Origin of the sequence: Acidocella sp. (assembly GCF_035535915.1) — a bacterium.
Classification (GTDB): domain Bacteria; phylum Pseudomonadota; class Alphaproteobacteria; order Acetobacterales; family Acetobacteraceae; genus Acidocella.
The window spans coordinates 15,547-27,177 of the sequence record NZ_DATLPB010000124.1 but is presented as its reverse complement, the minus strand read 5'-3'; the positions used below and the strand labels follow the sequence as shown (position 1 = coordinate 27,177).

The 11,631-nt window shown below is 63.4% G+C and carries 9 protein-coding genes; 2 read left to right on the top strand and 7 right to left on the bottom strand.

The features are described from left to right. Positions 1-865, top strand: an 865-nt coding sequence (locus tag VNC39_RS17030; RefSeq protein WP_325400850.1) for a hypothetical protein, incomplete at its 5' end; no start/stop codon positions are given. Between the two features lies 1 nt (position 866). After that, complete coding sequence (locus VNC39_RS17025) at positions 867-2,132, top strand: glycosyltransferase (protein WP_325400849.1); 1,266 nt, start codon at positions 867-869, stop codon at positions 2,130-2,132. A 150-nt stretch (positions 2,133-2,282) separates the two neighbouring features. On the opposite strand, the gene pnp is transcribed toward VNC39_RS17025, so the two are convergent. The 7 genes from pnp to VNC39_RS16990 all read right to left on the bottom strand — a co-directional run bounded on the left by pnp (position 2,283) and on the right by VNC39_RS16990 (position 11,526). Beyond that, positions 2,283-4,427 (bottom strand): polyribonucleotide nucleotidyltransferase, encoded by a 2,145-nt coding sequence (gene pnp / locus VNC39_RS17020; protein WP_325400848.1) that lies wholly within the window; start codon positions 4,425-4,427, stop codon positions 2,283-2,285. Positions 4,428-4,752: 325 nt separating this feature from the next. Then, the gene (gene gpt / locus VNC39_RS17015; RefSeq protein ID WP_325400847.1) at positions 4,753-5,232 is read right to left on the bottom strand and encodes a xanthine phosphoribosyltransferase; all 480 of its coding nucleotides are present in this window, start codon (positions 5,230-5,232) and stop codon (positions 4,753-4,755) included. Between the two features lie 491 nt (positions 5,233-5,723). After that, positions 5,724-6,482, bottom strand: coding sequence for an NAD kinase (locus VNC39_RS17010; protein WP_325400851.1), 759 nt, complete (start codon positions 6,480-6,482; stop codon positions 5,724-5,726). A gap of 37 nt (positions 6,483-6,519) precedes the next feature. Then, complete coding sequence (locus VNC39_RS17005; protein WP_325400846.1) at positions 6,520-7,350, bottom strand: carbon-nitrogen hydrolase family protein; 831 nt, start codon at positions 7,348-7,350, stop codon at positions 6,520-6,522. Positions 7,351-7,386: 36 nt separating this feature from the next. Beyond that, complete coding sequence (locus VNC39_RS17000; RefSeq protein WP_325400845.1) at positions 7,387-8,046, bottom strand: class I SAM-dependent methyltransferase; 660 nt, start codon at positions 8,044-8,046, stop codon at positions 7,387-7,389. A gap of 116 nt (positions 8,047-8,162) precedes the next feature. Continuing rightward, entirely contained in the window at positions 8,163-9,893 is a 1,731-nt protein-coding gene (locus VNC39_RS16995; protein WP_325400844.1) for a hypothetical protein, read from the bottom strand. Further along, positions 9,886-11,526, bottom strand: a complete 1,641-nt coding sequence (locus VNC39_RS16990; RefSeq protein WP_325400843.1) for a hypothetical protein — start codon at positions 11,524-11,526, stop codon at positions 9,886-9,888. The genes VNC39_RS16995 and VNC39_RS16990 overlap by 8 nt, the downstream gene beginning before the upstream one ends. Positions 11,527-11,631: the final 105 nt, after the last annotated feature.

Below are 11,631 nucleotides of genomic sequence, written 5' to 3'. Positions count from 1 at the left end.
AAAACCCTGCTCGGGAAGCATCATGTCGCAAGCCAAAAAGCTGCCGAAGACTGACGTTGATCCCCCCCCCCAGCCCCCAGACTCGGCGACCGTGCAGGAATTGCGGGTGACGGCCCATATGATGTCTCTGCCGAGCGGTTTGTTCTGCTTTGTAAATGAAGGCGTGAACGCCCGGCGGGATGGCATGCCGGGCATACGCGTCTCGCCCCCGCCTGCGGGCGCGCAGAATGTCGAAATCACCGGCTTCAGGCCCGATGGCTGGCTGAACGCCGATGGCGACGCCGCCTTGGTGCGTGTCCCCAAAGGCCCGGCGCAAGTGCTGGTGACGATCTATCAATTGCCGAACATGCCGGACAGCGCACCAAAATTGCAGGTGCGGCAATTATTGGGCGCGGCGGAAATGCCGCCCGGCGGGCCCAGCGTTTCGGACCCGCCAGCGAGTTCCGACATCGTCGCGCATATCCAGTCGCACGGCGATGTCGGCGCCGGCTTCGGCGCGTGGCTCGGCGAGCGCGGCAGCCATCTGTGGATTGAGGGATTCGCGCTCAATGCCCCGGAAGGAGTCGACCCGAAGGATCTCTCCTATCAGGCGCTGTTGGGCCGCGGCTGGTTTTCACCTTGGGCGGAGGCCGGCGAATATTGCGGCTCGCGCGGCATGGCCCTGCCGCTGCTGGGCCTCAAAGTCCGGCTCAGCGGTGCAGCCGCCGAACAATATGAATTGCACTGCAGCGCCAGCTTCGTGGGCGGCGGCACAGCCGGGCCGGTGGGCAACGACGAAACCTGCGAAGACGCCGCGCTGGCGCCGCTCGAGGCCTTTCAGGTGACGCTTACGCGCAAGCCGAGGCGCGGCAAAACCAAGCGCTGAAATGAACTTCCTCTTCGTCCACCAGAATTTTCCCGGCCAGTATCTGCACATCGTCCGCAGCCTCCTGGCCGACAACGCGGTGCGCGAAGGCACGCATCAGATCGTCTTCATGAGCGAACCGAACCCCAACCAGATGGCGGGGGTGCGCAAGGTGACGTACGCCCGGCCGCCGGTTCCGGAATCCACGCATCCGGACATGCGCGATTATGAGATGGCGATGCGCCGCGCCCAGGCCGCCTATGAGGGCGCGCAAAAAATCAAGGCGCTGGGCTTCCGCCCGGATATCATGATCGGCCACCATGGCTGGGGCGAGATGCTGAATCTCGCAGATGCGTTTCCCGGCGTGCCGATGCTCGGCTATTTCGAATTTTTCTACCGCATCCAGGGCACGGACGTGAATTACGATCCGGAATTTCCGATGCCGGCGGCGCAGTTCGGCACGGTACGGTCCAAGAACGCCACCAACCTGCTGGCGCTTGCGCTCGGCCAGGCCGGGCAGACGCCGACACGCTGGCAGCACAGCACCTATCCCGTCTGGGCACAGGAGCAGATCCGGGTCATCGAGGAAGGGGTGGACCTCTCTGTGTGCCGGCCCGATCCGGCGATGCGGCGCAAGACCCTGACCGTCGGCAACATGACAGTGCGGCCGGGGCAAAAACTGGTGACCTATGTGGCGCGCAATCTGGAGCCCTATCGCGGCTTCCATAGTTTCATGCGCGCGCTGCCGCGCATTCTCAGCCGCGCCGATGTGGTGGTGTCGGTCGTCGGCGGCGACGGAATCAGCTATGGCGCGCCGCCCGCGGCCGGGGGCACATGGCGCAGCGCGATGCTGCGCGAACTGGGCGGCCGGCTCGACCCCGCGCGGGTCCATTTTCTCGGCAAAGTGCCCTATGCGCAGCATCTGGCCTTGCTGCAGCGTTCGGATGCGCATGTGTATCTTTCCTACCCCTTCGTTGCCTCCTGGTCGCTGCGCGAGGCGCTCGCCTGCGGCTGCGCGGTGATCGGTGGCGACACCGAAACGGTCAGGGAGTTTCTGCAGCACGGGGAAAATGGCCGGATCGTGCCGACACTGGATGCCGGCGCCCTGGCCGAAGACATTCTATGCGTGCTGGACGACAAGAAAATGAGCGCCAGCCTGCGCCGCCGCGCGCGGGCCTATGCCGAGCAAAGGCTGGATCTGCGCGATTATCTGGCGAAATTCAGAGCCACAATCGAAGACGTTGCCGGCCAGCCGCTACAAACGCAGCCTCTGCGGCAGGTCGCGTAAAAAAGAAAAAAGCCGCTTTTTGAAAAAAGCGGCGCAAAAACTTTTGTTATGCTGGGCCCGTACCGGTGAAACCAGCACGGCCCAGAGTAATCAAAGTTTTTTTGCTACTTTTTATTCACAAAAAGTAGCGCTTCCTTGCCTTGTCTTGGCTTACTCCGCCGCGTCCTTCTTGCCCTTGGCGCCGACCTGCTCGGAGATGTCTTCGCCGGTCTCCTGGTCGACCATGCGCATGGACAGTTTCACCTTGCCGCGGTCGTCGAAGCCGATGACCTTCACCTTCACGGAATCGCCCTGCTTGACCACGTCGGTGGTTTTGGCGACGCGGCCCTGGGCCAGTTCGGAGATGTGCACGAGGCCATCCTTGGCACCGAGGAAGTTCACGAAGGCGCCGAAATCGGCGGTCTTCACGACCTTGCCGCTATAGATCACGCCCACTTCCGGCTCGGCGACGATGCCTCTGATCTTGTCGATCGCGGCCTGGATCTTGGCGTCGTCGGCGGCGGCGATCTTCACCGCGCCGCTGTCGTCGATATCGATCTTGGCGCCGGTCTGCTCGACGATCTCGCGGATCACCTTGCCGCCGGTGCCGATCACGTCGCGGATCTTGTCCTTGGGCACCTGGATGGTGACGATCTTCGGCGCGTTGGCGGAAACGCCCTCGCGGCCGGAGGTCAGCGCCTTGGCCATCTCACCGAGGATGTGCAGGCGGCCATGCTTGGCCTGCTCCAGGGCGATCTTCATGATCTCCGGGGTGATGGAGGTGATCTTGATGTCCATCTGCAGGGAGGTCACGCCCGTTTCGGTGCCGGCCACCTTGAAATCCATGTCGCCGAGATGGTCTTCATCGCCGAGAATATCGGAGAGCACGGCGAAGCCGCGATCTTCCTTGATCAGGCCCATGGCAATGCCCGCCACCGGGCGCACCAGCGGCACGCCGGCATCCATCAGCGCCAGCGAAGTGCCGCAGACGGTCGCCATCGAGGAGGAACCGTTGGATTCGGTGATCTCGGAGACGACGCGCAGCGTGTAGGGGAAGGCTTCCTTGGTCGGCAGCAGCGGGTGCAGCGCGCGCCAGGCGAGCTTGCCATGGCCGATCTCGCGGCGGCCGGGCGACCCCATGCGGCCGGTCTCACCCACCGAGTACGGAGGGAAGTTGTAGTGGAGCATGAAATGCTCCTTGAACTCGCCCTCGATCGCATCGATCACCTGCTCGTCCTGCGCGGTGCCGAGCGTGGCGACAACCAGCGCCTGGGTTTCGCCACGGGTGAACAAGGCCGAACCATGGGTACGCGGCAGCACGCCGACTTCGGCGAGGATCGGGCGCACGGTCTTGGTGTCGCGGCCGTCGATGCGCAGGCCGGTGTCCAGGATATTGTTGCGGACGATGTCGGCTTCCAGCTCCTTGAACAGGCCCTTGGCCGCGTCGGCGTCCAGGCCTTCCTCGGTCAGCTTGGCGGCGGCGGCTTTCTTGGCCGCGCCGATCTTTTCCTGGCGGACCTGCTTCACCGTCTCGGTATAGGCGGCGCGCAAATCGGCGCGGGCCAGCGTGTCGACGCGGGCGGTGAGGGTCTTGGTCTCCTCGGAGATCTCCGGCAGCGCCCACGGGTCCTTCGCGGTGTGTTCGGCGAGTTCGATGATCGCCTGGATCACCGGCTGGAACGCCGCGTGGCCGAAAGTGACGGCGCCGAGCATGATTTCCTCGGAGAGCTCGGAGGCTTCCGATTCCACCATCAGCACGCCTTCGCTGGTGCCGGCGAGCATGAGGTCGAGCTTGCTCGATTCACGCTCGGACGTGGTGGGGTTCAGCACGTAGGCGCCGTCGATATAGCCCACGCGGGCGGCGCCGACCGGGCCGAAGAACGGGATGCCGGAGATGGTAAGCGCGGCGGAGGCGGCGACCATGGACAGCACGTCCGGGTCGTTCTCCAGATCATGGCTCAGCACCGTGACGATGACCTGCACCTCGTTCTTGAACCCGTGCGGGAAGAGCGGGCGGATCGGCCGGTCGATCAGGCGGGAGACCAGCGTCTCCTTCTCGGTGGGCCGGCCTTCGCGCTTGAAGAACCCGCCCGGAATGCGGCCGGCGGCGAAGAACTTCTCCTGATAGTTCACGGTCAGCGGGAAGAAATCGATGCCGGGCTTCGGCGACTTGGCGCCGACCACGGTGGCCAGCACCACGGTGTCGCCATAGGAGGCGACGACCGCGCCGTCCGCCTGGCGCGCGACCTTGCCGGTCTCGAGAATCAGGGTCTTGCCGGCCCAGTCCAGCTCTTTACGGAAATATTTATCAAACATGTCAACCACTCCAATCACGACGGAGCGGGTTCAGAAACGCGATAACGGTGAATGCGCGTGCGACCTGGTTGGGGCGGCGGCGCCTCGGGCGGCATGGGTCTGGCTGTGAAGGTGCGGACACTGATTCACAAACCACGGACCATGTGGCCGGAAACGCCGCGGTTGCAAAAACCAGTGGCGGCGCGGTTCGACCGGTTGCGTTCCTAAAGCCCCGTTCTGCCGCTTGTCTCAAACAACGCGGCCGGCTCAAGCGCCTGCCACGAGCACACCCCCTGGCGTGCTCTGCTGCTCTTACCCGAGTTTCCCCGCCAACGCTAGGCTGCGCTCACTCCGGCCCGCGGGCGCGCGCCAATGGCGCGACAAATTGCGGCTCGGTGTCCCAGGGAAACAGGATCCAGGTGTCCTGTGAAACCTCGGTGACGAACGTATCCACCGCCGGCTTGCCAGCCGGCTTGGCATAGATGGTGGCGAGATGGGCCTTCGGCAGCAGGCCGTGCACCAGCCGGGCGGTGCTGCCGGAATCGACCAAATCGTCGATGATCAGCCACCCTGCCCCATCGCCCGCCGCCACCGGGGGCTTGGTCACCACCGGCTCGCCGCGCTGCTCCTCGTCATAGGTCACGACCGAGACACTCTCGATGAGCCGGCATTCCAGCTCACGGGCGACAATCGCCGCGGGGATCAGCCCGCCGCGCGTGATGGCGACAATGCCGGTCCAGGGCCCGAGCGCATGCAGCCGCCACGCCAGCGCCTTGGCGTCCCGGTGCAGCTGATCCCACGTAACGGTGTAATAATGCTGGGCCATGCTGCGGGCATAATGAAGGCCTGAGGGTCCAGCAAGGGCCTCCGGCCGCCGGGACCGCCTCCCTACCGGGCCACGTTCGCGCGAGGTGGCCCGAATTTCATTATTCTCTCGATCTGACCGGGCACATCTGAAGGAACGGGCCGTTCGGCCATTTCAATTCGTTTCACCTGGAGATCGGGATGTCCAACCCTCTGATGAAAAAGAATCCCCTCATGAGCCTTTGGCTGAGTCACGCCAATCGGGCCTTTGCAGTGGGCAGCAACCTTTGGAGGGCGGAGATTCGCCGGCAACAACGGGCTGCGATGGCGGAAACCAACAGGCTCCTAGCCGCTTTTTGGACCGACGCGCTGAAGAAGCCCCGGACCAGGAGCCGCAAAAAGGCGAAACCTTAAAAGCACGCGGCCGACCAAATGAGTCGCATCCATCATACTTACATCAAATAATGGGGGTCCGGGGCCTCAGGCCCCGGCCGCCGGAGGCCTTTCCTTGCCTTAAGCCGTGAACTGCTCGGTCAGGATCCGCTCGGACAACGCGCGGTCGGGGTCGAACAGCACGGTGGCGCCGATGCTGCGGTCCTCGCTCACCGCCACCGAGACCACGTTGCGGACTTCGGTGAAATCCGCCACCGCCGCCACGGGGCGCTTTTCCGGTTCGAGAATTTCAAACAGCACATCGGCCGTGGAGGGCAGCAGCGCGCCGCGCCAGCGCCGCGGGCGGAAGGCGGAAATCGGCGTGAGCGGCAGCAGATTGGCGGTGAGCGGGATGATCGGGCCGTGCGCGGACAAATTATAGGCCGTGGAACCGGCCGGCGTGGAAATCAGCACGCCGTCGCAAATCAATTCCGCCAGGCGCTCGCGGTGGTCGACGCTGATGCGGATTTTCGCCGCCTGGCGCAACTGGCGAAGCAGCGCCACCTCGTTCATCGCCATCGCCTCCTCCACCACGCCGGAGGCGGTGATGGCATGCATGCGCAGCGGGTGCAGGACACTGGAGAGCGACCGGGCGATGCGGCCGGGCAGATCCTCCTCATGATATTCGTTCATCATGAAGCCGACCGAGCCGCAATTCATGCCATAGACCGGCAGCTTGGTGCCGAGCACCTTGTGCAGGCATTCCAGCATCAGCCCGTCGCCGCCCAGGGCGACGATGACGTTGGCGTCTTTCACCGCGCAATCGCCATAACGGGCGGTCAGGCGTGCGCGCGCGGCCTCCGCGGCCTCTGTCTGCGCCGCGATGAAGGCGATCTCCATGGCCAGTGGCGCCATGGCATCGCCCGGGGCGGTGACCTCATGCAAGTCGGCGGTGCTCCAGCACCGGCATATCCGCCCGCACCCGCGTGATCCGCGCCTTGTCGATGGCGGCGGTGGTCCAGCCGAGCCCGTCCGAGGCGCGCGCAACCACATGGCCCCAGGGATCGACGATCATCGAATGGCCGTAGGTGAAGCGGGTATCGCCCTTGGCCCCAACATGCGGGCCGGTACAGGCCGGCGCGGCGAGCCAGGTCTGGGTTTCGATGGCCCGGGCGCGCAGCAGCACCTCCCAATGGTCCTTGCCGGTTTGCAGCGTGAAGGCGGCGGGCAGCATGATCAGGTCCACGTGGCGGCGGCGCAGCGCCAGGAACAATTCGGGGAAGCGCACATCATAGCAGATCGCAAGGCCGACCTTGAGGTCGCCGATGTCGCAGGTCACCACTTGCTCGCCCGCGCCATAGGTCTCGCTCTCGCGATAGCCGGTGCCGTCGGGCGTGGTGATGTCGAAGAGATGGATTTTCCGGTAGCGCGCCAGCTCCCGGCCGGACGGGGCGAACACCAGGCTGGTGTTGTACAGACGCCCGCCGGACAGCTCGCCGATCGAGCCGCCATGTACATGGATGTTGTTGGTAACCGCCATCCGGCGCAGGAATTCATAGGCGGCGCCGCCTGTGCCGCCGGGCTCTGGCAACGCCTCCGCAGCGGCGAATTTCTGCTCCCGCGTCCCGCCCAGGCAGGTCCAGATCTCCGGCAAAGCCACCAGATCCGGGCGCTCGCCGGCCACGGCACCAGCGATCAGCCGGCTGGCCTGGGCGATGTTCTCCATCTTGTCCGCCGTCGGCGACATCTGGACCACACTCACCCGCATGCACACCCCTCGCTCATGGTTCGGGCGAGTATAGCTTCATTCAGCCATTGTGACCACGGCCAATAAGGACGAGCCGCAGGGCAGGTTCATGTACCGGAGCAGATGGGCCTCGGCGGCAAACAGCCACGCCAACACGGCGTTGAATGGTGCCAGTGGCACGCCGGTGCCCACGGCCCGGGGACGGCGCAGCCAACGCTCCACCACACGCGCCGCCGCCACCGCCGGCAATAACGCCGTGTTGATGAAAGTGAGCTGTTGCACGCGCAAGCCGGCCCGCCGCAGTTTGGCGCGCAGTTCCGCCTTTTCGTAGCGGCGTTTATGGTGAAGCGTAAGGTCGTGCGGACCGAACAGAGCGGCGTAAGCCGGCACCGTGATCACCGCCCTTTCCCCCGGAGCGAGATGCTGCCGCAAAGCGATCAGGGCGGCGGTGTCATCATCGATATGTTCGAGCACGTCGAACAAGCCGATGAGGTCGTAACGCTCCGTCAGGTTCAGCCCGTCGGGCAGATGCCCTGCACGGATATCGGCGCCGCCATTCGTGGCTCTCGCCAGCGCGCGGGCCGCTTCGTGCATTTCCACAGCCGTAACGTCGCCGAACACGGACAGCATTGCGAGATTACCGCCGGTGCCGGACCCAAGTTCGAGGATTTTGGCGCCGGGCTTGAGTTCCAGCCGGCGGATCGTCGCCGCAAGCACGGCCCGACGGCCGCGAAACCACCAGTGCCGCGCCTCGACCTGTCGATATAGGCCTCAAGCTCCATCGCGCCTGCCATATGTCTTGCACACACGCGACCAGCAGCGAGGCATCGGAGTCATGGGGATGGCACCGTGAATATGGTCACGTCGTCGGTTTTCCTAACCGGCCAGTCAAGCGTGGCGATTGCTTTGACCATGACCGGGTTGGCGCCCGGACCCACAACCACGTATTGGGTGCGTGTGGCCTGACAAAAACGCACGAACTCCGGCACAAAATCAGGCTGCACGTCGTTGCCGAACATTTGCCCCACCGCCTTGTATCCTTGCATGGGCGCCGGAGGAAAGCCCAGGTAACCGCCCGTTTGGGTAAAGCCGTAATCGTTTTCCATTTGCCAATAGCCGGAAGGTCCGTTGATGGCAAAAGGCAGGATCAGGATACGTGGATTTGCGCCTAACAGAGCCTCGACGCGGCCCGGCGCAAAAAACGCCGAATGCGGAATCGGACGCCAAGGATGCGCTCCCGGCAACAGCGTCACACAGCAGACAAGGCCCAAGGCAAGCCGCGCCCGTTTCTCTTCAGGGCGGGCGATCCAGAGCGCGGCGATGATGGCTGCCGTCAAGGATACGAACAAAGCGAAACGCGCGGGCAGTGCGTTGTTCAGCAACGGCAAATGCACCGCCAACATCCACGGCAGGCCAATGACGGAGTAATGCCCCGCGATCCATAGCCGCGGCCCGAAACTGCACAGCAGGAACACAAGAAAACATGCGATCAGCAAACGGCCATAAGGCCGTGCCCCCTGCTCCCGGGCGAAATGCCAGATCAGGAACAGCAACGGCAAGCCGAGATAAATGTCCTGCTCCTGTACGCCGCCATTGAAACGGCGCGAGAGTGGCCAAAATGGCCCGCCAAGGAGATTTTCACGGGATGGGACCACCAAGTTCAACAGGTCCGCCGTATAGAAATACGGCCACGCGTCGGGAAGATGAACCAGCCCATATGTGTGCGCCATCGGGACCAGGAACGGCGCCGCCGCGGCGGTGACGACGGGCGCCGCGCATAACGCGTCGATGACCAGCCGCCGCAATACCGGCCGCTGCTGGGCCGCGTATAAATAGGCAAACATCCAGGCGATGCCGCCAAACACGAAGACAGTCGCGAATATTTCGATGCTGATGTAGAATTGCAGCGTCAGCAGCAGCACCGCGTAAGCAACCGTCCAGCTTCGGGACAATGAACCGTCGAGCCGGCGCAAAATAACCAGCAGCAAGGCCGGCACGCAGAACGCCGCGCTTAGATTCAACGCCGCCGTATCCTGCGCCATTTCGTAGCTGGAGAAACCGAACAGGAAACCGCCAAGCAGCGACGCGACAAAATGTCCAGTGAGACGGCTACAGACGAGGTAGGCAAACCACGCACACAAAGCGGGCGCGGCAATGATCAGAATATTATAAGTGACGACGGCGCCGGCCACCGCCGTAAGGGGCGCGAAGATCAAAGACAAAGCGGGAATCGAGGTGACCCAGGGCAAGGAGACACCAACGGGATACCATACCAGCTTCGTCATCAGCGGCGAGAGATGAGCCCCAACCACATGGGGCCACCAGGCCAGGAACCACAGGAAAATGTAGGGATCCGTTCCCTGTCCAGACAAATTGTCCGTGATCGAGATGCCATGGTCGACCAACGCGACCGCAAGCAGGCCATAGGCCGCCAGCGCGACAACATGGCCGGCCCGCCTCTTTGAAAGGGTGCTCCTTATGCTCAACGCTTCGGAGATTTGTCCCCGGTGCGATTGATCAGGACGACGAAGCACCCCGCTTCGCGCCTCGCGTCGATCATCCACGCGGATTGCTTAGGCGGTTGCCGGTGACGGCGTAAACATACATATCCCCAAACTGGCGCCGCTCCCATCCCAACCGGGCCAGCGCGCTGCTGACAGGCAGATCAAGATTTTTGCCCGCAATGACAAATTGAGTACCGGTACTCAGGCAATACTGCTCAAGATCCACGGGCAGCGTCGCCCGATAACGCCCCGAGATCAACTGCGCAACCGCCGGAATGCTGCCATTGTCCCCTGGTGGATATCCCAGATAGCCGCCGGTCTGAACGAAACCGAAATGGCTCTGTGCCTGCCAGTACGTGGAGTTTCCACGAAGACTGAACGGCAGAAAGAGGACACGCTTATCCGGCCCGATCGCCGCCTGAAGTTTTCCCGGCTCAAACAGCTTTGGTTCGGGAACCGGCTGCACGGGATGCAGGATCGGCAGGATCACCGCGCAGGCTAAAATCGCCAGCAACCTGCTGCGGCGGGCGCCATCGGCGGATCTCGGCTCGGCAAGCCAAAACGACGCGACGACGGCGATGATCAGCCACATGAAAAGCGCGAACCGATCAGGCTCGGCCACTGAGAGCAACGGCAACGTTTCCACCCGGTACCATGGCAGGGTGAGTCCGGAAAACCGGCCGTCAATCAATAACAGGGGCCCAAGGCTGGCGACAGCGATGATGACGAGCCCCAACGCCAGGAAACGCACCAAAGGCCGCTCCCACCCCCTGCAGAAAAAGACACCGAGAATGAACAGCAAGGGCAGGCCGATATAGGCCCCCTGTTCGTCCGCAAAATTGGTGAAATGCTGTGTGAACCCGTAGAGCAGCGAGCCGCCGACGAGCGACCCGGAAGCCGGGACAGCGAAGCTCGTCAAATCGTTGGCGAACAACAATGGTACGCCGAAGGGCAGTCTCAAATCGTCGCCGCCCCAGATCATCGCCCATAGCAGCGGCGAGACGAGCAGGATGGTGATGGGCGCGGCCAGGCTGATATCCACCGCCAAACGCCACAGCATCGCCCGCGCCTCGGGCAAGACGACCAGTGCGACACCCCAGAGGAGCGCGCTGAACAACGCGCCCGTCGCGGTGATTTCCGTGGAAATCATGAACTGGCATGCCACGCCCACGCCGATCAACAGCACCGTCGCGGCTCTGCTCAGCCGCCCTTGAAGCCGCAGCACCGCCACCAGGACCAGCAAGGGGACAAAAACCGTGAAATCGAGATTCAAATGGTCGATCGTCTCGGCCATCTCATAGGAGGAAAAGCCAAAAATATAGCCGCCGAACAAAGCGGCGGCGGGCGACCTGGTGAGGTGAAGGCACAGGACATAGGCCGCCATGGCAGCCGCGACCGGCGCGCATAACGTTAAAACATTATAGGCCAGAACAGGCCCGGATATGAGCGTGAGCGGCAGAGCCAGTGCCGAGAGGAGCGGCACGTTCGTCGTCCATGCCAGGTTCAGGCCATGCGGCTGCCAGACGAGATCGGTATGCAGCGGCGAGAGATGGTGCGTGAGCGCGAAAGGCCACCATTCGAAAAACCAGATCATAATGCCGGGATCGGCGCCGAACCCCAGAATATCTTTGGTCAGTGACGCGAAGTGATCGAGAAACAGGAACGAGACGGTCGCGTAAAGGGCAAGCGCCAAGCCGTGCCACCGCCATCCTTTGAGCCCGGATACCGCCTCCGCCACGTCCCACCTTCCCGCGCGCTTTAGCTTGGTCATTACGCTAAAAGTGGATTTTTAGAAAGG